The organism is Aquificaceae bacterium, assembly GCA_037481935.1.
Classification (GTDB): Bacteria; Aquificota; Aquificia; order Aquificales; family Aquificaceae; genus Pampinifervens.
Window position 1 is genome coordinate 19,009 of the sequence record JBBFKQ010000007.1, and the last position, 18,220, is coordinate 37,228.

At 45.7% G+C, this 18,220-nt stretch carries 31 protein-coding genes; 30 read left to right on the top strand and 1 reads right to left on the bottom strand.

Annotated features, from left to right (window positions below; all coding sequences use genetic code 11):
- Genes WHS43_06855 through WHS43_06975 form a run of 25 tightly spaced genes read left to right on the top strand, consistent with a single transcriptional unit; the run spans position 1 to position 13,656 of the window.
- A complete protein-coding gene (locus tag WHS43_06855; protein MEJ5339357.1) occupies positions 1-546 on the top strand; it encodes a hypothetical protein in 546 nt (181 codons plus the stop codon).
- Positions 533-1,039: a hypothetical protein gene (locus WHS43_06860; protein ID MEJ5339358.1), complete on the top strand. Its 507-nt coding sequence runs from the start codon at positions 533-535 to the stop codon at positions 1,037-1,039. The genes WHS43_06855 and WHS43_06860 overlap by 14 nt, the downstream gene beginning before the upstream one ends.
- A gap of 23 nt (positions 1,040-1,062) precedes the next feature.
- Complete coding sequence (locus tag WHS43_06865; protein ID MEJ5339359.1) at positions 1,063-1,281, top strand: hypothetical protein; 219 nt, start codon at positions 1,063-1,065, stop codon at positions 1,279-1,281.
- On the top strand, positions 1,266-1,964 hold the full coding sequence (locus tag WHS43_06870) for a hypothetical protein (GenBank protein MEJ5339360.1): 699 nt from the start codon (positions 1,266-1,268) through the stop codon (positions 1,962-1,964). The genes WHS43_06865 and WHS43_06870 overlap by 16 nt, the downstream gene beginning before the upstream one ends.
- Positions 1,965-1,991: 27 nt before the next feature.
- Positions 1,992-2,348, top strand: coding sequence for a helix-turn-helix domain-containing protein (locus WHS43_06875; protein MEJ5339361.1), 357 nt, complete (start codon positions 1,992-1,994; stop codon positions 2,346-2,348).
- 32 nt (positions 2,349-2,380) lie between these two features.
- On the top strand, positions 2,381-2,671 hold the full coding sequence (locus WHS43_06880; GenBank protein MEJ5339362.1) for a Holliday junction resolvase: 291 nt from the start codon (positions 2,381-2,383) through the stop codon (positions 2,669-2,671).
- Positions 2,656-2,955 (top strand): hypothetical protein, encoded by a 300-nt coding sequence (locus WHS43_06885; protein ID MEJ5339363.1) that lies wholly within the window; start codon positions 2,656-2,658, stop codon positions 2,953-2,955. The genes WHS43_06880 and WHS43_06885 overlap by 16 nt, the downstream gene beginning before the upstream one ends.
- A 1-nt stretch (position 2,956) precedes the next feature.
- Positions 2,957-3,247 (top strand): hypothetical protein, encoded by a 291-nt coding sequence (locus WHS43_06890; GenBank protein MEJ5339364.1) that lies wholly within the window; start codon positions 2,957-2,959, stop codon positions 3,245-3,247.
- The gene (locus tag WHS43_06895; GenBank protein MEJ5339365.1) at positions 3,244-3,741 is read left to right on the top strand and encodes a phage protein Gp27 family protein; all 498 of its coding nucleotides are present in this window, start codon (positions 3,244-3,246) and stop codon (positions 3,739-3,741) included. Before WHS43_06890 ends, WHS43_06895 begins: the two co-directional genes overlap by 4 nt.
- Complete coding sequence (locus tag WHS43_06900) at positions 3,731-5,032, top strand: terminase family protein (GenBank protein MEJ5339366.1); 1,302 nt, start codon at positions 3,731-3,733, stop codon at positions 5,030-5,032. Before WHS43_06895 ends, WHS43_06900 begins: the two co-directional genes overlap by 11 nt.
- Positions 5,013-6,218 carry a hypothetical protein gene (locus tag WHS43_06905; protein MEJ5339367.1) on the top strand — a complete coding sequence of 402 codons (1,206 nt, stop codon included), beginning with the start codon at positions 5,013-5,015 and terminating at the stop codon, positions 6,216-6,218. Before WHS43_06900 ends, WHS43_06905 begins: the two co-directional genes overlap by 20 nt.
- Positions 6,218-7,528 (top strand): minor capsid protein, encoded by a 1,311-nt coding sequence (locus WHS43_06910; GenBank protein ID MEJ5339368.1) that lies wholly within the window; start codon positions 6,218-6,220, stop codon positions 7,526-7,528. Before WHS43_06905 ends, WHS43_06910 begins: the two co-directional genes overlap by 1 nt.
- Positions 7,474-7,839 (top strand): hypothetical protein, encoded by a 366-nt coding sequence (locus WHS43_06915; GenBank protein ID MEJ5339369.1) that lies wholly within the window; start codon positions 7,474-7,476, stop codon positions 7,837-7,839. The genes WHS43_06910 and WHS43_06915 overlap by 55 nt, the downstream gene beginning before the upstream one ends.
- A gap of 45 nt (positions 7,840-7,884) precedes the next feature.
- Entirely contained in the window at positions 7,885-8,571 is a 687-nt protein-coding gene (locus WHS43_06920) for a hypothetical protein (protein ID MEJ5339370.1), read from the top strand.
- 2 nt (positions 8,572-8,573) lie between these two features.
- Positions 8,574-8,987 carry a hypothetical protein gene (locus WHS43_06925; GenBank protein ID MEJ5339371.1) on the top strand — a complete coding sequence of 138 codons (414 nt, stop codon included), beginning with the start codon at positions 8,574-8,576 and terminating at the stop codon, positions 8,985-8,987.
- Entirely contained in the window at positions 8,984-9,880 is an 897-nt protein-coding gene (locus WHS43_06930) for a N4-gp56 family major capsid protein (GenBank protein MEJ5339372.1), read from the top strand. Before WHS43_06925 ends, WHS43_06930 begins: the two co-directional genes overlap by 4 nt.
- The gene (locus WHS43_06935; GenBank protein MEJ5339373.1) at positions 9,880-10,068 is read left to right on the top strand and encodes a hypothetical protein; all 189 of its coding nucleotides are present in this window, start codon (positions 9,880-9,882) and stop codon (positions 10,066-10,068) included. The genes WHS43_06930 and WHS43_06935 overlap by 1 nt, the downstream gene beginning before the upstream one ends.
- Positions 10,025-10,333 (top strand): hypothetical protein, encoded by a 309-nt coding sequence (locus WHS43_06940; GenBank protein ID MEJ5339374.1) that lies wholly within the window; start codon positions 10,025-10,027, stop codon positions 10,331-10,333. The genes WHS43_06935 and WHS43_06940 overlap by 44 nt, the downstream gene beginning before the upstream one ends.
- On the top strand, positions 10,318-10,746 hold the full coding sequence (locus tag WHS43_06945) for an HK97-gp10 family putative phage morphogenesis protein (GenBank protein MEJ5339375.1): 429 nt from the start codon (positions 10,318-10,320) through the stop codon (positions 10,744-10,746). Before WHS43_06940 ends, WHS43_06945 begins: the two co-directional genes overlap by 16 nt.
- Positions 10,746-11,189, top strand: coding sequence for a hypothetical protein (locus WHS43_06950; GenBank protein ID MEJ5339376.1), 444 nt, complete (start codon positions 10,746-10,748; stop codon positions 11,187-11,189). The genes WHS43_06945 and WHS43_06950 overlap by 1 nt, the downstream gene beginning before the upstream one ends.
- A gap of 2 nt (positions 11,190-11,191) precedes the next feature.
- Positions 11,192-11,371: a hypothetical protein gene (locus tag WHS43_06955; GenBank protein MEJ5339377.1), complete on the top strand. Its 180-nt coding sequence runs from the start codon at positions 11,192-11,194 to the stop codon at positions 11,369-11,371.
- Complete coding sequence (locus WHS43_06960; protein ID MEJ5339378.1) at positions 11,364-12,629, top strand: phage tail sheath subtilisin-like domain-containing protein; 1,266 nt, start codon at positions 11,364-11,366, stop codon at positions 12,627-12,629. The genes WHS43_06955 and WHS43_06960 overlap by 8 nt, the downstream gene beginning before the upstream one ends.
- A gap of 3 nt (positions 12,630-12,632) precedes the next feature.
- Positions 12,633-12,887 carry a hypothetical protein gene (locus WHS43_06965; GenBank protein MEJ5339379.1) on the top strand — a complete coding sequence of 85 codons (255 nt, stop codon included), beginning with the start codon at positions 12,633-12,635 and terminating at the stop codon, positions 12,885-12,887.
- Entirely contained in the window at positions 12,884-13,396 is a 513-nt protein-coding gene (locus WHS43_06970; protein ID MEJ5339380.1) for a phage major tail tube protein, read from the top strand. Before WHS43_06965 ends, WHS43_06970 begins: the two co-directional genes overlap by 4 nt.
- Before the next feature lie 2 nt (positions 13,397-13,398).
- Entirely contained in the window at positions 13,399-13,656 is a 258-nt protein-coding gene (locus tag WHS43_06975; protein ID MEJ5339381.1) for a hypothetical protein, read from the top strand.
- Positions 13,657-13,668: 12 nt separating this feature from the next.
- On the opposite strand, the gene WHS43_06980 is transcribed toward WHS43_06975, so the two are convergent.
- The gene (locus WHS43_06980; GenBank protein MEJ5339382.1) at positions 13,669-13,914 is read right to left on the bottom strand and encodes a hypothetical protein; all 246 of its coding nucleotides are present in this window, start codon (positions 13,912-13,914) and stop codon (positions 13,669-13,671) included.
- Between the two features lie 29 nt (positions 13,915-13,943).
- Between WHS43_06980 and WHS43_06985 the strand changes: the two genes are divergently transcribed.
- The 5 genes from WHS43_06985 to WHS43_07005 are packed head-to-tail and all read left to right on the top strand — an operon-like array spanning position 13,944 to position 18,217.
- A complete protein-coding gene (locus WHS43_06985; GenBank protein MEJ5339383.1) occupies positions 13,944-16,106 on the top strand; it encodes a phage tail tape measure protein in 2,163 nt (720 codons plus the stop codon).
- Positions 16,106-16,597: a phage tail protein gene (locus WHS43_06990; GenBank protein MEJ5339384.1), complete on the top strand. Its 492-nt coding sequence runs from the start codon at positions 16,106-16,108 to the stop codon at positions 16,595-16,597. Before WHS43_06985 ends, WHS43_06990 begins: the two co-directional genes overlap by 1 nt.
- Positions 16,594-16,800: a tail protein X gene (locus tag WHS43_06995; protein MEJ5339385.1), complete on the top strand. Its 207-nt coding sequence runs from the start codon at positions 16,594-16,596 to the stop codon at positions 16,798-16,800. The genes WHS43_06990 and WHS43_06995 overlap by 4 nt, the downstream gene beginning before the upstream one ends.
- On the top strand, positions 16,785-17,777 hold the full coding sequence (locus WHS43_07000) for a hypothetical protein (protein MEJ5339386.1): 993 nt from the start codon (positions 16,785-16,787) through the stop codon (positions 17,775-17,777). The genes WHS43_06995 and WHS43_07000 overlap by 16 nt, the downstream gene beginning before the upstream one ends.
- Positions 17,774-18,217, top strand: coding sequence for a phage baseplate assembly protein V (locus WHS43_07005; protein ID MEJ5339387.1), 444 nt, complete (start codon positions 17,774-17,776; stop codon positions 18,215-18,217). The genes WHS43_07000 and WHS43_07005 overlap by 4 nt, the downstream gene beginning before the upstream one ends.
- Positions 18,218-18,220: the final 3 nt, after the last annotated feature.

Consider the following 18,220-nt stretch of genomic DNA (forward strand, 5'->3'; position numbering starts at 1 on the left):
ATGTATACGGACGGCATGGTCTGGGCTGAAATGCTGAAGTTAAAAGTCTTCAGACCTGAGGACGTTGTAAATTCTCTCAATCCGCCACCTGGCCCGATGAGAAAGTGGGTAAAGCAGAAAGTCCACTCTCTCATATCCGCACAGGTGAGAGATGGGCTTTTAAGGCGTATTGTAGAAAACCCGCCCGTTTTTGCTACACTGCATGCGGAAGAGGAAGATATACAGAGAATTATGAAATCCTGCCAGGTGTGTGGGAAGTTTTTCATCCCAAACCGTTCGGACAATCTGTATTGCTCCCCCACCTGCAGAATGCAGGTAAAGCAGGAAAGAACAAGGCGTATAAGAAAGGCCAGGGGCGTAGGAACAATAAAGAAAAAGTGGACGCAGGAGGAGATAAAAAGGCTTGAAGAACTGGTCCACCGCCCTGCAAAGCCAGGGGAGATAAGAATGGCGGCAGATGAACTTGGCAGAAGCATCGAGGCAGTAAGGAGCAAGCTTAAGGAACTAAAACGCTCAGAAGGAGGTGAAAAACATGCGCAAGTGTAAAACTCTACTGAGACAACTTGAGCAAGTTCTTGAAAGCAAAACAGGGCAAGAAGCTTACAAAAGGCTCACGAAGATAGTTGAGGAACTGAGGCAATATATCCAATTTCACGAGGAGAGGGCAGAACGGTATGGCAAAAGCATACAACATCTTATGGGGTGGTATATAAAGTTGTGGAACGGCACTCCTCCAGAAAGCTTTGGCTATAGCAAATGGCAGGATAGGGTAGGCAAAGCATTAAGGGAGTTGATACAGATATACGAACAAAACGGACTTGGGGTAGAGGACATAAAAAAGGATTACGAAGAGTTTAGAAGACTAAAAGAAGGCTATCTAAAAGGGGACGGCTCTATAACATGGTTCAGAACAGTCCTGCCAAGAATAAAACGGACACACCGAGAAAGTGGAAAGTGGGTATCCCCAGAAAACACTCGGGGGCTTGACTACTACATGGATGACATAGATGACATGCCCGACTGGGCAGAGGAGGGGTAAGGATGAGAGCTAATAGGCAGGAGATGATAGAGCTGGCTAAAAGAATTCACAGGACACTTGACAGTATAGAAGAAATGTTGAGAGAGGAGTTTGGGGATGACTATGCAATACTGAAAACGGTTGTTCTAAGACTTACAGCACTGAGGGGTAAAGCTGGGGCAGAGCGAGTTAGCACAAAACAATCTGCTCTGAAAACTGCGCAACAACTAAAAGAGGAGGTAAAGGAATGGTTAGGGCGGTAAAAAACAGAGAAGAGCTTGAAAAACTCTATAAAGGCAGGCCAGTGGTTTCAATAAGAGAAGAGGAGTATTTCTTCTGGATAGAGTTGAAAAACGGCAAAGGCACATATCTGGAAAAAGTGCTTAAAGTCCTCAGTCTTGAAACTATACAGAAAATCCTTCTTGGGCTTGGCTTTCCACCCAGAGTAGTAAAAAAACTGCAAGAGACAAAAAAGACAGACCTCACGGAGTTTTGCCTGAAAACCCTGCATGCGGGCGGGGTAATTCTTACTGGACCTGCAGGAACAGGCAAAACGCATGCGATTATTTATGCCATCGCACAGCTGCTAAGGAAATACAGGGTAAAAAACCCGCTCTACATCTCCTGTCCAGATATGCAGGACTTTAAAGCCCTGCGTGAGGCATACAGAGAGGCGGACATGATTATATTAGATGATGTTAGCAAATTTCTGAGAGATTTTCACCTTGACTTCGTGAGAGAGGTTATATATCACGCCTATAACGAAGAAAAAAGGCTTGCGATAATAAGCAACCTGGATATAAAAGACCTGTTTGGCTTGCTTGCAGAAGAGCCGATAATTTCCAGACTGAGAGAGGTGTGTGTGTTGAGGAGGGTGGAGGGCGCTGATTTACGCTTAAAACCAAAATCTCATAAAGGAACTGTGAAATCCTTGCATGATACTTAACAGGAAATCGCTAACTTTGAAAATAAGATGACAGAAGTTCTTTACAGTATACAAGAAGTTGCAGCCTTACTAAAGGTTTCACCACGCACGGTATACTCCTGGGTTGATGCCGGCTATCTAAACGCCATTAAGCTCCCATCCGGCACACTGAGAATAAAACAAAGCGACCTCGCAACTTTCATAAGAAACAATCTCACGCAAGACGAGACAATCCCGCAAAGGTTGAGAAGACCAAGCAGGTCTATGCTAAAACAGGCAGACCTGAATTCTGTAATAGTTTCCTCTTTAAAACATGAACTCAAAACCCTACAGGAAATAAACAACTTACAGCTTTTGAAATTTAAGCTCTCTCAGATAATTCACAGCCTTGAAATTCTTGCTTGAAAGCCTCTCGTAGCTTCTGCAATATTAAAGCCATGTCCTACGCAAAAGGAGCACGTATAGAAAGAGAAATAAAAGCTCTGTTTGAGCAGGCGGGCTTTCAGGTAGTAAGGTCCGCAGGTTCGCACACAGACACAGACTTATATATATATAATAAGGAAATAGGTATCTCTCTCGGGGTTCAGGTCAAGGCTCGCAAATCCCTGCAGGTCTACGCCTGGCTTTCTTCTGCAGACGCCCTTGTGCTAAAGGCAGACAGAAAAGAGCCTCTTATTGTCATGCCTCTGAAAACCTTTCTGGAGGTAGTCAAGTGGAGACAGCGGTAATAAACTCAGTAGTCAGACTAATATCTGAGGAAGCTCTGGCTCTGGTGGTTTTGCTTGCGCTAATCTTTCAGCTTTTCTACATGAACAAGGCGATAGAGCGGGTGGAAAAGGCGGTAAGCAGGCTAAAAGAGGATATAGAGGCTTTAGAGCGAAAAAAGGTAGACAAGGAGGTTCACCTTCAGGATGTGTCCGGGTGGAGGTGGGAAATACAGAGATTGGAAGAGCGGATGGAGAAATTCTTCGACAGACTCACCGAGCTTATACAACTTCTGAAGGAGAAATAAGATGAGAGGCAGAATAACTGCTCTAAGAGGAAGAATTTTACAGCTTCTAAAACAAAACATTGCAGGACTGGACAGGGATGGCATAGTGCATGTGTTTTATCAGTATTACAAAGTCTCTGAGATAGAGGAAGCCCTGCACTATCTGGAAGGCAAGGGCTATCTACAAGCAGAAGAGGTTAAGCTAAAGCCTTATATGAGCTACAAGGTTTACAGAATAACTCCAAGGGGTATCGACCTCCTTGACGGCATAGAGACAGATAAAGGTGTAGCTGTGCCACAGGAGGAGGAATGATGGCACGCAGAAGCAAGGCAGACCTGCTGGACATCATACAGTATATCATTCACCTTTACCACAAAGAAAAAAGAACTATCAGAGAAATAGAAGCAATTCTGAAGTCAGAGGGCTACAACATCTCTAAAAGCGCGATACATCGCACACTGAGAAGCTATGCGGACACAGCAAAAGAGCTTATGGAAATACAATCGGAAGTCAAAGCAGTGCTTGAGGCGGCAAAAGAAAACCCCGCAACCGATAGTCTTGAAGTCATAACCAACATCATTGCAGCCCGACTTCTACGGTTTGTCAAGGACATAGAAGCTCTTGAGTTTGATGACCCGACAGAGCTTATCGCATCACTATATAAACTTTCAGTCTCAGCAGAAAAACTGCAGAGGTATCGGGAAGAGAGACTGAAAAAAGCCATGCAGGAAGTAGAAAAGTCTGAAAAGCAAAACTGGAACAAGGAAGAAGTCCTGAAGCTTTTGAGAGAAGTCTATGAAGGCTGAAAGCATTCTGCTACCATATCAGAGGATTGCACTGCAGGGCATTGAAACAAGAAGGTTTTCTGTCCTCATGTGGGCTCGTCAGACAGGGAAGTCCTTTCTTGTGTCCTACTATGCGATAAAAAGAGCGGTGGAGTTTGTTAACCACAGAGTCGTGGTCATAAGCCCCTCCGAGAGACAGTCTAAAGAGCTTTTAGACAAAGTAAAAATGCATGTGCAAGCTCTCAAGCTTGCAAAAGTGGACTTCTTTGAAGATACGCAGACTTTTCAGCTCGAAGCTCGATTCCCAAACGGCTCGAAAGTGATTGCCCTCCCCTCTAAACCGGAAACTGTGAGGGGCTTCACTGGAGATGTTATCATGGACGAGACCGCCTTTTTTGAAAAAGGCTTTGAAGTATATCAGGCAGTCTTTCCCACCATAACGAGGAACCAACGCTATAAACTCATAGCCATATCCACACCCCGCACAAAGAAAGACCTCTTTTATCACCTGTGGCAGACCGCACAGGAAGACCCTGCATGGTTTAGCTACAGGCTTACAATCCATGACGCAGTTCAAAACGGGCTTGCTATAGACCCTGAGGAACTCAGGAGGGGCATAAAAAATGAACTCGCATGGAAGTCCGAATATCTTTGTGAGTTTATAGACGACGAAGATGTGCTTTTGCCTTATGAGGTTATTCAGTCCTGTGAGGAAGAAAACATAGAAGTTGACGACCTGAGACTTCTCAGAGGCGATGTTTTTGTGGGTGTAGACATTGGAAGGCGCAGAGACCTCACGGTGATAAGCATTCTTGAAAAGCTTGGCTCCGTTTTCTACTTGAGAAGGCTTGAGATTTTGCGTAATGTCTCATTTTCAGAGCAGTTCAAAGTCATAGACCACATAGCCAGTTTTGCCAGAAGGCTTGCTATAGATGAAACTGGTATAGGCATGCAGCTGGCAGAAGAACTTGCCCGTCGCTGGGGCGAGGCAAAGGTGCAGAGAGTCTACTTTACAGCGAGAGTAAAAGAGGAGCTGGCAGAAAGACTAAGACATGCCTTTATAGACAAAATCATAAGAATTCCTCCGGATAATGACCTGAGAGAAGACCTTCATTCAGTCAAAAGGCTTGTGTCAGACAGTGGCAATATAAGATATGAAGGCAATACGGAAGACGGACACGCAGACAGGTTCTGGGCTCTCGCTCTTGCTTTGCACGCAGGAAAAGAAGAAACAAAGGAAATAAGCCCTCTTGTCTTTTACAGCCCCGAGAAAACTGTAAAGAGGTGGTGGCATGTTGAAAGAGTTATTTGAAAAGCTTAAAGACGCACTCAAGAAAAAGGATGCAGGAAGGCTCAGTGTAGAGCCAGTCAGTGTGCTTTTGCCACAGACAAAAGACATACGCTCAAGACTTGTGGACCCACGGTTTCCACGGACTGCCCTGTATGAGATAGAAAGGGCGGTTTTCACTAATCCCGTATTGTCCCAGGTTCATAACCTCGTCATAAACCTTGCCAACACGGGACACACAGTGGAAACCGATAGAGAAGAGCTAAAGGAAGAGATAACGAGACTCGCAGAAACACTTAATATGGACGCTTTTATAAATACCCTTTTCAGTCAGATAATCCTCTACGGGTGCATATCCGCAGAAATCGTTGTCTCGGACAAAGTAGATGCTGTGCAAAAACTCGTCCGTGTCCATCCTTCTACAATTTACTTTGCCTACGACCAGGAGAAAGACCTGTGGAAACCCTACCAGATGGTGTCAGACAAGCTTGTTGAGCTAAACCCTCACACCTACATGTATATACCACTCCTCACGGTGGATGGCTCCCCCTACGGCATACCTCCCATGCTTGCAAGCCTGCCTCTTCTGGACACTACAGACGCTCTTATCACAGAACTCAAAAGCCTTGCCAACAAGCTTGGGCTGATAGGCTTTCTGGATATAACTTTCCCACAACTACAGAGAAGTCCATCGGAGACCGAGGCAGAGTATCAAGAAAGAGCTCGCAAATTCCTGCAGGATACTGCACAGGACATTGCAGAAAACATCTCAAAGGGTGTGCTTTTGCATTTTGAAGGCACACAGGTAGAGTTCAAAGAAGTGTCTGCCAGTGCAGGAGGGCTAAAAGAGGTTTTGCAGACCATAGAAAAGTGGCTCATAGAAGGAGCAAAAGGACAGCCTGCACTGCTTGGCTTTTCAGAAGGCTACACAGAAACATGGGCAACTGTAAGCCTGCACATTTTTGTATCTCAGCTTAAGAACTATCAGAGACTTGTAGAGCGTTTTCTTGAGTATGTTTACAAGCTACACCTCACACTTAGAGGCTATGATGTTAGTGATGTGAATGTGTCCTTTGCTGAGCCTCCTGACTTCAGAGCAAAGGAGGAGGAAGAGGTGATAAAACTCAGAGCAGAAAGCATTGCCACATTGCTGCAAGCAGGAGTCATCTCAGCTGAAGAAGCAAGAAAGCTTCTGGAAGAGGTGCTCTGATGGATGCTTACAGACCAGACCCTGATATAGAGAGAATTCTCAAGCTTGTCCTGCCGAGCCTTAATGCAGGCTTTAAGTCCGCTCTTGAGTATATGCTTGAGCGGAGCAAATACTTTGTAAGCTTTCAGGACTTTGCAAACATGCTACTTATAAAGCTCGAAGAGCAAATGAGGCTGCCAGAAGGCGTTAAGGCAAAGCTTTTGCAAGAACTTGAGGACATATACAGAAAAGAAGTTTCACGCATGCCCCTCAACATACTTGCACGCACACAGCCGGGCTTTTATGACTTTACAGAAAAAGACCACAGAGCCATAGAATACGCCCTGAGACTGCATGACTTTTATCTTGGCAAGTTCTTTCAAGGGGACAGAGAGTTAAGAAAAAGAGTTCTGGACTGGATGAGTGCCTACTACTTAGAGCAGGGCAACCCCATAGGCAGAGGTCAAAAGGGCGTGAAGGAGTTTCTCAGACAGTTCAGGAGCTACATACAACCTCAGACCGAATGGAAGGCAAGACAGATAATAGACACCTCAGTCAACTTCCTTAGAAACGCAGGCAGAATCTACACATTACAAAAGGCCCGAATCTCATACTACAGGTGGGATGCAGTAAACGACAGGCTCACATGCAGAATATGCCGGTCAATGGACGGTAGAGTTTTCAGGACCGAGGAGGCGGTAAGAGCGCTGGACATGCTTGTCTCCACTCAAGACCCAGAACTTATAAGAGACCTCAAGCCCTTCATAAACACAGTGCAGAAAGGAACAAGTGCAGGCATCCCAGGAAAGCTCCCACCCATCCACCCACACTGCAGGTGTGTGGTAGTCGCACAGACAGAAGAAGTAGAGGTAAAAATCCCTGCCAGTGTGGAGCCTATTGGCAAAGACAGTCCTGGACAGAGAGAGCTTCTTAAGGAGTATAGCTCGCTTACAAGAGCGGAGATAAACAACAGGATAAGGGCGCATTTGGGAAGTGAGTGGGCACGTCCACCTGCAGATGCCACAGATAAACAAATACTGAAATATCTTGGTGAGTTTGTCCAGAAGCACTATCATGACCATGCGCAGGAGGTAGGTGTAAGTTCTCTGGAAGAGTATAAAAACTTAGCCTACGACATCATAAAAAAGCCAGATAAGGTATTTGTGGAAAGAAGATTTGGTCAGGACTACTTTGTCTTTTACAGAGGCAATATTAAGGTGGTATGCTCTGACGCAAACCTTTCTATAAATTCAATGTATAAGGAAGAGGTGGACAGATGGATAGAGAGAGTGCAAAAGAACTTCCAGTCGGCCATAATCAGGCTCATTTAGAGCTTATAGGCTTTTATGAGTTTAGCCTCCGCTATCCTGAAACAATACCCTCAGCCTACTGTCATCACAACTACCATATAACCGCAGACACAAGGACAAGGATACACGAACTTGGGTTAGACCATATGGTAAAGGAGCTTGACATCAAGCTTTTGAAAGGACTGAAGAAATTTGGACCACCCGCCTACATGGAAAAGGACAAAAACAAGCCCCTTGAATACTGGTGGTGGCATCTGGATAAAATAGCCACAAAAGAATATCCTGCAGAGCTACTGCCAGAACACCTCAGAGAAATCTACGAGAGCCTTTGAAATCCTTGCTTGATAGCATGCTACTGAAAGCTTAGCATGTAGTGTATGCTTTTGACCCTGGCTTTCAAGCCTGAAAGCGTGGAAGAGACAGAGGGCTACATAGAGTTCACAGTGCGTGCTATTTCTGCTGACACACCTATACAGAGTGCAAAAGGTGAGTTTTATTTTCCCTCGGAACTTCTCATAAAAAAGCAGGCAGACCTGATTGGCAAGCCTCTGCTTTTAGACCACGAGTGGAAGGTGGACAAAATTGTTGGTGTTGTAGTTCATAGCTGGTTTGATGACAGTCAGAAGGCTTTGATGGCAAGGGTGAGGGTAACAAAAGAAGGCAATGAAAGGCTCGTCAGTCTTATAAAAATGTCTCCAAGCCCCATCAAGTCTGTGTCCATAGGTGCGGTGCTCACAAAAGAAAAAGACAAGGTGGTAGATATAGAGTTTAAAGAGCTTTCACTGGTCTTTGAAGGCGCAGACCCCAACGCAAGACTGCTTTCCAAGTATGAAGACATCACGCTTTCCACCGCTGAATGGTGGGATGACCCAGAGCTAAGAGACAAAGCTCCTCAGGACTACTTTTTAGACCCCTCTTCTCGCAGGTATCCATACAAAACATGGGAAGGGAAGATTTCCTGTGAGAGACTTAAGGCTGCTATGCAACTGTCAAGCCTTCATGGACACAGGCAGATTTACGACAGAGCAAAAAGGCTTTATGAAAAACACTGTCAAGGAGGTTAAATATGGAGAAGCTCACAAAAGAAGTTATACTGACGCTCAGCAAAGAAGAGCTTCAGGAGACTGTGGAGACTCTGCAGGCTAAACTGGAGCTTGCGGAGAAAGAAAAACAAGAGCTAAAAGAGCTTGCAGAGCTTGGCAAGAAGTATTACGAACATCTCAAAGCAGAAGCGGTCAGGCTTGTGCGTGCCGTAGATGGAGACAACGCACCCCTTCTCAAGCTCATAGACAGAGCGGATGCGGACACTCTCAAGGCTGTAGTTGATGATTATCAAGAAAGAGCAAAAGAAAAGTTCAGAAGCTCTTCAGTCCAGCAGTCTCAAGAGCCAGAAACGTTCTCAAAAGACTGGCTTGAGAAAGCTGACTATCAGGAGCTTTTAAAGCTCAGAACAAAACTCTATGAGGAGGTCCAAAAATGAGCACAGTAAGCAGGACTACACACCCCGAGCTTTTCCCTCTTTACTACGAGAGGAAGTTGCTTGAGTATGTAAAAGCCAACCTCGTTGCGCTAAAGTTCGGACAGAAAAGAAGCCTGCCTGCTAACTCGGGCAGAACCATAGAGTTCTACAGGGCAAACCCCAAGCCTGTTATCACCACTCCCATAACCGACCAGCCCACACCTCAGGCAACCGCCCTTCCTAACCTCACTCCTATACAGGTCACCGTGCAGGAATACGGAGACAGCATAGACCTGTATGAGTTTGCAGACCTCACTTCTTTTGTTCCCCTTGTGGACTATGCCACTGACATCCTTGCAGACCAGGCGCAGAGAAGCCTTGACACCATAGCCATGAACGAGCTTGTGTCAGGAACAAATGTTTTATACGCAGGAGGAGTAAACGCAAGGTCTGAGCTTACAGGCATACAAAAACTCTCCAAGACAGAAATAAGAAAAGCGGTAAACCTACTGCAGAGAGAAAACATCCCACCATTTGAAGACGGCTACTATGTATGCCTCATACATCCAGACAAAATCCTTGACCTCTTTACAGACAGTGAACTACTACAACTCGCCAGCGCCAACATGTCCGCCTTTGAAAAAGGCTTTGTAGGACAGTTTGCAGGTGTAAAGTTTTATGTGTCCACTACACTGCCAACTGTTTCAAACGGAGGAACGCCACCTGCAACGGTCTACCAGACCCTTGTCCTCGGCAAAGATGCCTATGGCATAGTTGACCTGGATGGCACGTCTCTGAGGATGGTGCAGACTAACGTGGACAGGCTTGGAAGAGTGAAGACGCTGGGCTGGAAGGCATACTTTGCGATAAAGCGTCTGTATGAGCCTGCGATAGTAAGGGTTGAGAGCAACTGATGAAAGTCAGAGTTTTCAGACCACAAGAGGTGCGGATAAACGGCAGGCTCTACAGAGTGCAGGAAGGAGTGCAGGAGCTTGAAGAGCATGTAGCAGAGCTTTTGATGAACCTATCCCTCGCAGAAAGACTTGAGGAGAAGACGGATGATAAGCGTGCAAGAGGTAAGAGAGTTTCTCAAGCAAGCTGACATATCCGAAGAGCTCATCCAGAAAGCAATAAACAGAGCCTACGGCAGATTTGTAAAACTGACAAACAGTGCCCCAGACCCACAGAAAGAAGAACACAGACAAGCTCTCATATACCTCGCAGTGCTTGAGCTTGCCCCACACATAAACCTCTACTATAGAGGGCAAGGAAACACTGAGATAGTCAGAACTAAGGAGCTCGCAGGAGAAGTAGAAAGGCTTTTGAACATAACCCCGAAGGGGGCAATGGTATGGAAGGAGATATAAGAAGACTTGAAAGCTACATGCAAGAACTGCCACAGAGGATAAGACAATCGGTAAGACTCGCCCTTGAGAGAGCAGGAGCAGAGGGAGTTAGCAAGCTTTCAGAACTTTTCAAAACAGAAGGTAAGTCTCTTAGCGTAGAATGGCCTCCTCTCAAAGAAAAATACCTGCGCTGGAAGCTCAAGAAAGGCTTTTCAGAGAAAGTCCTGCACAGGACAACCACGCTCAGACAGAGCTTTAACTCGAAAGTGAATGACTACTCTGCAACAATAGGCACTCCAGTCAAGTATGCCATATACCACGAGTATGGCACAAAGAAAATGCCCGCAAGACCCTTTATGAAGCCTGTGGCAGAGTATCTGTCTGGTAAAGCCCTATCGAGGATTTTCAGAAGTGCCTTTGAGGAGGCTCTCTGATGTGGCAGAAGATTGAAAACGGCATTGTGCAGGCTATAAAGAACCTCGGCTTTGAAAATGTTCAGCTATGGTCTGGCAAGCCTGAAGACCTGCTTAAAAGACCTGCCACATATCCAGCCCTGAGAGTTGTAATAGAAAAACATGAGCTTACCCCTCTTGACCTTTTCAACGCTGGCTTTGAAAGCGTCTTTGACCTTTCTGTGCTTGTCTTTTTCAGAAGCCTCAGAGATGACGGCACGGGAGCATACGCAATAATAGACAGGCTATACAGGCTGAATAACACAGTAATAGAAGGCTATAAGCTTATGCCTGCAGGGGCCAAGCTTTTGCTTACGGACACCTCTGAGTTTGTCTTTCAAGTTTCCTTCAGAGCAGAAGGCAGAGAAGTGCTCTATAGCGAAGAGGAAGTGCTTACAAGAAGAATAGACTTTGAGGAGGTATAGAGATGAAAAAAAGCTACAGAGTCTTGAAAGCGGACTTCCCTTTGCCTGTGCAGGATATTCTGCTCAGCACAGGCATGCTTGTAGAGCTTGAAGAGACAGAGCAGGTGAAATCTTTGCTTGAAATGGGAGTGCTAAAGGAAGAAAATACAAAGAGGTCAAAGAAGGAGGCGTCAAATGGCTGATTTTCTGCATGGTGTTGAGACAATCCTGCTCACAAAAGGACCAGTTCCTGTAAGAGAGGTAAAGTCCGCAGTAGTCTTTCTGGTTGGCACTGCACCCGTGCATACCACAGTGCCACAGGGCATGTCAGAAGAGGACTGGTATGAGCAAGTTGTAAACAGTCCCCTTCTTATCCTTTCAAGAGAAGACGGAGCAAAATACTTTGGACAGCCTACGCCCGGATACACCATACCATATGCCCTTGATGCCATCTTTGACCACGGAGGCACAGTAATCATAGCGGTAAATGTCTTTGACCCGAGAGTGCACAAGAATGCCAGCGGTCAGCCAGACCCTTCTGCAGTCCAGCCTTCTGATGTAATAGGCTCTGTAAGCTCAACAGGCAGGAGGACAGGACTTCAACTTGTGGATACTCTCTTTTCTCAGTTCGGCTTTACCGCAAAACTTATAATTGCACCGGGCTTTTCCACAATACCAGCAGTTGCCACGGAGATGATAGCAAAAGCAAACCTGAAATCAGTCAGAGCTATGGCACTGATAGATGCACCAGTAGGCTACACAGTCCAGCAGGCAATAAACGCAAGAGGAGCAGGAGGGATACTTAACTATTCGGATTATAGAGCGGTAATATGCTACCCGCACGTGAAAGTGTGGGATACAACTAAAAACACAGAAAGGCTTGAGCCGCTATCCGCAAGGCTTGCAGGAGTTATCGCAAGAACAGACCATGAGAAAGGCTACTGGTGGTCGCCTTCCAACCAGGAACTGCAGGGAATAATAGGGATAGAAAGACAAATAACCGCCTCTGTCAACGACCCAAACACAGAAGCCAACCAGCTAAACGCAGCTGGCATAGTCACCGTCTTTAACAACTTCGGCACAGGCTACCGTGTATGGGGCAACAGGTCTTCCGCCTTTCCATCAAAGACAGACCCACTGAACTTTATAAACATTCAGAGAACTGCAGACATAATCGCAGAAAGCCTCGAATACTATGCCCTGCAATGGCTTGATAAACCAGTGCAGGTGGCAATAGATGGTGTCCTTTCTGGAGTTAACGCTTTCATCAGAACCCTTGTAGGCAGAGGAGCACTGGTGGATGGATACTGCTACTTCCCAAAGGACAAAAACCCACCCAGTGAACTTGCCAGCGGACACCTCACCTTTGCCTACCATATAATGCCACCACCACCAGCAGAAAGGATAACCTTCCTCGAGGTTATAGACATAGACCTTCTCAAGAAAGTAGTCGGAGGTTAAAACATGGTTGAGTTAAAGGCAAGGCTTTACGACATAGGAGAGGAGCTTGAAGCTCTCAGAAGGGAAAGAGAGGAGCTCATAAAGAGCATAAAAGAGAAGGCTTATGTCCTTGACCCACAAAGCTTCCTGCCCACCCTGACCGCAAAGACCGCAGAACTTCAGGAGCTTAACTCAAGGCTTCTCCAGAACCTTTATAGAAGCTCAGAGCTATTGAAAGAACAATCAGAACTAAAAGCAAAACTGGGGGTGCTCTCATGATCAGCATCAACAGAGTCACAAACGCAAGGGTATGGATAGACGGCACAGACTTCATAGCCCGTGCAGAGGAGGTAGACCTTCCAAAGGTAAAGTATAAAACCACAGAGCTGAAGGCTCTTGGGCTTGTGGGAGAAACAGAGCTACATACCATAGTGGACAAGATGGAGGCACGCATAAAGTTTAACAGCGTATACCCTGACTTCATAGCTTACGCATCAGACCCCACAAAAGTGCACACGGTGATAGTAAGAGCGACTGTGCAGGTTTACGACCAGCACGGCGTGACCGTCAAACCACTCAGAGCAGAGATAAAAGGCTACTTCAAAGAGTTTGACACAGGCAAGTTAAAAAAAGGCGACAATGCAGAGGCGGAGGCAAGTATGGCAGTCATCTACTACAAGCTTGAGGTAGATGACAAAGAGATCTACGAGATAGATGTGTTTAACAACATCCTCAAAGTCAACGGCGAGGACAAGCTATCTGAATACAGACAGGCTCTTGGAGGTTAAGCATGGAGATAAAGCTTTCTGACGGGAGAACCGCAAGGATAAAAGAAGGGAAAGGTAAAGACCTTTTCTGGGCTATGGAGCATGCCAATAGCCAGAACGAGATAATAAAACTGCTAACTGTAAGGCTTGTGGAGATAGATGGCAAACCCATGAGCGAGGATGAGCTTGAAAACATGCCCATAGCAGACGCCCTTACACTGCTCAACGAGGTGGGAAAACTGGTAAGCCCTTTCCAAGCCCAAAAGCCATCCTCAGCATGATGAAACACGGCTTTAGCTATGAGGAGCTTTGTAGGATGCGGATATCTCAGCTCTCCTTCTGGCTACGTAGTCTTGAACAATTTTACGAAGAGCTCTCTGCTGACGACGATGATTGACAAAGCGCAGAATTCCCCACACAGCAAGGTAAACCAGAAAGGCAAAGAGCAGAACATAGAAAAGAGGTGCAAGCAGGACATAGAGGGCAAAAAAGGCGGGGAAGAGAAAATAAAGAAGTGCTACCAGTCCAAGCCAGACCATACATATAACATATTCCACTGAGGCAGGAAATGGAAAGCTTTGCCATTGCTATAAGCCTGCAACTTGTGGACAACGCTACCAGAGGACTTTTCCAGGCGACGCAGGCGGTCAGAGAACTGGCAAAAAACGTAGAGCAGACAAAAGGCAAATTCAGAGAACTGCAGGAAAGCATACATAACTTCAGCGAGAAACTTGAGGACATCTCTCTCAAGTCTGCGCAGGCAGTAGCCATGCCTCTGGCAACTCTTACGAAGGCTATGAACTCCTTTGAGGAGCTTGAAGATGCACGGGTGCGTATGGAAGTTGCTTTTATGACAAAAACGGGACTGCCTGAAGAGTTAGAAAAAATAACAAAGCAGGTGGAAAAACTCGGAGCTGAACTGCCGGGTGCCACAAAGGATTTTTATGAAATGTCTACCGCGCTTAAATCTGGAGGGCTTTCCGCAAAAGACATCGCAGGAGGGATACTGGAAGGCACTGCAAAGGCATGGGTGCTTTTCAAGGACGAAGCAGACCCCAGAAAGATGGCAGACATGGCAACAAAGTTTGCAAACGCTTTCAAAATAGACCCAAAGCAGTTTACTCAATTCATAGACCAACTACAGAGACTAAAATTTGCATCAGGGATGGAGCTTTCTGATATAGCCTACTCAACAAAATACTTCTCGAACTACCTGCAACAACTTGGAATAACAGGCATGAAAGCGGTAGATCTCATGTTTCCCCTGCTCGGCACGCTTAGGCAGGTAGGACTGGAGGGTGAGACCGCAGGAACTGCCATAGCAGGCATGTTTAAAGGAATAATGAGCTTTGACGAAAATGTGCAAAAACTGAAGGGTGTGCAGATTTCCCTTCGGGCAAAAGACTTCATGACAGAAGAGGGCTTTAAGCTTGAAGAGTTTCTTATTGCCTTAAGACAAGAGCTTGAGAAAGTGCAAGACCCACTCAAGAGGATGCAAGTGATGAAACAACTCTTTGACGACGAAGGTATGCGTGCAGTGTCCGCCTTGCTTGCAAAGAACAAAGAAGAAGCTCTGGCTTACCTCGAAGCCCTAAAAAACACTATGGACCCTGAAGAATATCAAAAACTTAGAAAGCAGATAGAAGAAGGAGGCTTTACAGGAATTGAGGGCATGCGCAAGGCAATGGACGAACAGGCAAGCCTTCAGGACAGAATAAACAAAACCATGAACACGTGGAAAAACGTCAAAGAGTCCTTCTTTGGCACCCTTGAGAGCCTTATGGGAGTGGCAGGCTCTCTCTTTGCAGAGCCTCTCAAAAATATATTTGACACCATCAACAACAACGTGCTTGGGCCAATAATAGAATGGATACAGAAAAACCAGAGCCTTGCAAAAGCCATAGCCTACCCCATAGCAGGGCTTGCGGTGTTCGGAGCTGTAATAGGGACAGTCTCTTTAGTGCTTGCCTCTTTTCTCAAGCTCATAAGCTTTTCCATGGGCATCCTGTCTGTTGTAGGAACTGTGATTAAAGCACTTGCAATAGCCTTCAACGTGCTGAAAGGAGCAATCCTCTTTGCAAGAGTTGCTATGCTATCTCTCGTAGCCTTTAACCCAGTTGGACTTGCAATAATAGCCATAGTCTCTGCCCTTGCCGGCATCGCATGGCTTCTGTGGAAAAACTGGGACAGAGTGACAAGACTTTTGACATCAGCATGGAACTGGCTTAAACAAAACTGGCAGAGACTCGCAAGCTTTTTAATGTCTGTAAACCCCTTCTATCAGATAATCGTAGCGGTTAACAATCTTGTGAAAAAGCTCTTTGGGGTTAACCTCTTTGATGCAGGTGCAAGGCTTGTCAGCACACTATGGCAGGGCATAAAATCACTATCAAACAAGCCAGTGGAAGCCTTCAGAGAAATCGTGCAGAAGATAAGAAACATGCTACCATTCAGCCCGGCAAAGGAAGGACCACTCAGAGACATTCACAGGATAAGGCTTGTGGAGACCATAGCAGAGAGTATAAAACCCACGCCACTTGTGAATGCTATGAGACACACACTTCAGAGCGCCACAGGCATATCAGGAAAGCCCGCTATGGCATCCTCAGGAAACTTCCACATAAACATCACCATAAACGCACATAGCAAAGACGTTGCCATTGAGCTGGAAAAACAGATAAGAGAAGTCCTCAGACGCATAGAAAACGAACACTTCAGGAGGAGATACTAATGCAATACGGCTCACTTGGAGATGTGATTTTTGAAGTGCATCAATACTACGCACACACAGAAGACAATAGTTACATCTATGCACGACCCCAGACCATACAACCACCGTCCACAACGCAATGGTTTGGTAAAGAGCTCAGAAAAATAAACCTCAAGCTCAAGCTCCACTGGATGTTGGGAGACCCTCAGTCTGCATACCAGAAGCTCAAAGAACTTGCAGAAAAAGGCGAGCCCCAGAAACTCATAATAGCCCAGCAAGTGCTCGGAGAATTTGTTATAGACCGTATAAGCGCAGAATACACGCAGACCAACGTGCATGGACAACCTGTAGCTATAGAACTTACCCTGGAGCTTACCGAATTTACAAAGAAAGAGCTACAAAAAACACAGAACGCAAGAAGACAACAAGCCAGACAAAAGAAAACCAATAGCCAGACACAGACCAGACAACAACCTAAAGCCCTAATCACCAGAGAAGGAGCCACAAAATGAGATACATCACAAAAGATGGAGACAGATGGGATTTGATAGCATACAGGCTCTATGGAGACCCATATGTCTATGATGCTCTCCTGCTATACAACCCACAATACAGCCACATGCCAGTGCTTCCAGCGGGCATAGAGTTAACAGTGCCAGAGCTTGAATATGAAGAAGATATTACCGAGGTAGCACCGCCATGGCAGACAGATTAGTGCCACAGCCATATCTGTATGTGGAGTTAAATAACACAGATATCACCACACATATAACACCCTTTCTCATTTCTTTCAGATATATTGACAACGACGGACTACAAAAGCAAGAGAGCGATGACATAGAGATAGAACTGCATGACCCAGAAGGCTTTTTCAGAGAAAATCCACCAGCAAGAGGCTCAGCCCTGAAAGTCAAATTCGGCTACACAGATAGGATCAGAAACGCAGGCGTGTTTTTCATAGACAGCTACACCTACTCAGTCAGCAGAGATGGAGACACATTTACCATCAAAGCCCTTGCAAAAGATGTAAAATCAAGTTATCGCACCATAAAGACAACCGCCTTTGAGAACAAAACCCTAAAACAAATAGCAGAAGAGATAGCCCAGAGACACGGCTACAGTCTACACTTCAAGGGCGAGGACATTCAATTCACCAGGCTTACTCAGAACCAAAAAAGAGACCTTGAGTTTCTCGCAGAACTCTGCAGGCTCTACGGTAAAACATGTAAAGTATCAAACAAAAGGCTTGTGATAATAGATCCTGAAGAGCCGGTAGGCATCTACAAACTCACCAGAGACAACATCATCTCTGCCAGCTTTGAAGTCTCAAGCCTGTATGAACAAACCTCTGAAGTAATCTATCTTGACCCGAATAAGAAAGAGACAACACAGGACAAAAAACAGAGTAAAGTCAAAAGTGGAGACACACAGAAGATAAACCGGAGAGTAGAGAACCAGAGACAGGCAGAGACCATAGCCAAAAAGCAAGCAACACTCAATGACATGAAAGAACTACAGGCAAGGGTAGAGTGCGTAGGCATTCCAGAACTTCACGCAGGAGAATGGGTGGAAATATCTGGCTTTGGTAGATTTGACAGACAGTATTACATCCAATGTGCCACACACACGATTACCAGAGATGGCTATATTACAGAATTAGAGCTATTACTTGCACCTGGAGAGAAAAAATGATAAGAGTTGGCAAGGTAGTGGAAGTTGACGACAAAAACGCAAAAGTCAGAGTGCAGATAGAAGACGCAGATGCAGTCATAACCTACTGGCTCCCAGTAGTCCATCAAAAGACACAACACGACAAACACTACTGGCTACCAGATATAGGCGAGCTTGTTGTCTGTGGCTTTTATGAAGACGACTGGGATACGGGCTTTGTGCTTGGAAGCATCTACAACGACAAAGATAAACCACCTTCACAAACAAGAGACAAGTTTGTAATAGAGTTTAAAGACGGCACAAGGATAGAGTATGACAGAACTTCACACAACCTCAAGATACACGTCACCGGCAAGGTAGAGATAAAAGCTACAGAAGTTGTTGTCACAGGAGAAACCGTAACAGTAGTCGCAGGAGAGACTACAAAAATAGCTGGCAGTGAAATTACAATAGGAGGTTAAGAG

Coding starts and splice junctions, on each gene's coding strand:
- WHS43_06855 (MEJ5339357.1), top strand. CDS start 1: ATGTATACGGACGGCATGGTCTGGGCTGAAATGCTGAAGTTAAAAGTC.
- WHS43_06860 (MEJ5339358.1), top strand. CDS start 533: ATGCGCAAGTGTAAAACTCTACTGAGACAACTTGAGCAAGTTCTTGAA.
- WHS43_06865 (MEJ5339359.1), top strand. CDS start 1,063: ATGATAGAGCTGGCTAAAAGAATTCACAGGACACTTGACAGTATAGAA.
- WHS43_06870 (MEJ5339360.1), top strand. CDS start 1,266: ATGGTTAGGGCGGTAAAAAACAGAGAAGAGCTTGAAAAACTCTATAAA.
- WHS43_06875 (MEJ5339361.1), top strand. CDS start 1,992: ATGACAGAAGTTCTTTACAGTATACAAGAAGTTGCAGCCTTACTAAAG.
- WHS43_06880 (MEJ5339362.1), top strand. CDS start 2,381: ATGTCCTACGCAAAAGGAGCACGTATAGAAAGAGAAATAAAAGCTCTG.
- WHS43_06890 (MEJ5339364.1), top strand. CDS start 2,957: ATGAGAGGCAGAATAACTGCTCTAAGAGGAAGAATTTTACAGCTTCTA.
- WHS43_06895 (MEJ5339365.1), top strand. CDS start 3,244: ATGATGGCACGCAGAAGCAAGGCAGACCTGCTGGACATCATACAGTAT.
- WHS43_06900 (MEJ5339366.1), top strand. CDS start 3,731: ATGAAGGCTGAAAGCATTCTGCTACCATATCAGAGGATTGCACTGCAG.
- WHS43_06905 (MEJ5339367.1), top strand. CDS start 5,013: ATGTTGAAAGAGTTATTTGAAAAGCTTAAAGACGCACTCAAGAAAAAG.
- WHS43_06910 (MEJ5339368.1), top strand. CDS start 6,218: ATGGATGCTTACAGACCAGACCCTGATATAGAGAGAATTCTCAAGCTT.
- WHS43_06915 (MEJ5339369.1), top strand. CDS start 7,474: ATGGATAGAGAGAGTGCAAAAGAACTTCCAGTCGGCCATAATCAGGCT.
- WHS43_06920 (MEJ5339370.1), top strand. CDS start 7,885: ATGCTTTTGACCCTGGCTTTCAAGCCTGAAAGCGTGGAAGAGACAGAG.
- WHS43_06925 (MEJ5339371.1), top strand. CDS start 8,574: ATGGAGAAGCTCACAAAAGAAGTTATACTGACGCTCAGCAAAGAAGAG.
- WHS43_06930 (MEJ5339372.1), top strand. CDS start 8,984: ATGAGCACAGTAAGCAGGACTACACACCCCGAGCTTTTCCCTCTTTAC.
- WHS43_06935 (MEJ5339373.1), top strand. CDS start 9,880: ATGAAAGTCAGAGTTTTCAGACCACAAGAGGTGCGGATAAACGGCAGG.
- WHS43_06940 (MEJ5339374.1), top strand. CDS start 10,025: ATGATAAGCGTGCAAGAGGTAAGAGAGTTTCTCAAGCAAGCTGACATA.
- WHS43_06945 (MEJ5339375.1), top strand. CDS start 10,318: ATGGAAGGAGATATAAGAAGACTTGAAAGCTACATGCAAGAACTGCCA.
- WHS43_06950 (MEJ5339376.1), top strand. CDS start 10,746: ATGTGGCAGAAGATTGAAAACGGCATTGTGCAGGCTATAAAGAACCTC.
- WHS43_06955 (MEJ5339377.1), top strand. CDS start 11,192: ATGAAAAAAAGCTACAGAGTCTTGAAAGCGGACTTCCCTTTGCCTGTG.
- WHS43_06960 (MEJ5339378.1), top strand. CDS start 11,364: ATGGCTGATTTTCTGCATGGTGTTGAGACAATCCTGCTCACAAAAGGA.
- WHS43_06965 (MEJ5339379.1), top strand. CDS start 12,633: ATGGTTGAGTTAAAGGCAAGGCTTTACGACATAGGAGAGGAGCTTGAA.
- WHS43_06970 (MEJ5339380.1), top strand. CDS start 12,884: ATGATCAGCATCAACAGAGTCACAAACGCAAGGGTATGGATAGACGGC.
- WHS43_06975 (MEJ5339381.1), top strand. CDS start 13,399: ATGGAGATAAAGCTTTCTGACGGGAGAACCGCAAGGATAAAAGAAGGG.
- WHS43_06980 (MEJ5339382.1), bottom strand. CDS start 13,914: ATGGTCTGGCTTGGACTGGTAGCACTTCTTTATTTTCTCTTCCCCGCC.
- WHS43_06985 (MEJ5339383.1), top strand. CDS start 13,944: ATGGAAAGCTTTGCCATTGCTATAAGCCTGCAACTTGTGGACAACGCT.
- WHS43_06990 (MEJ5339384.1), top strand. CDS start 16,106: ATGCAATACGGCTCACTTGGAGATGTGATTTTTGAAGTGCATCAATAC.
- WHS43_06995 (MEJ5339385.1), top strand. CDS start 16,594: ATGAGATACATCACAAAAGATGGAGACAGATGGGATTTGATAGCATAC.
- WHS43_07000 (MEJ5339386.1), top strand. CDS start 16,785: ATGGCAGACAGATTAGTGCCACAGCCATATCTGTATGTGGAGTTAAAT.
- WHS43_07005 (MEJ5339387.1), top strand. CDS start 17,774: ATGATAAGAGTTGGCAAGGTAGTGGAAGTTGACGACAAAAACGCAAAA.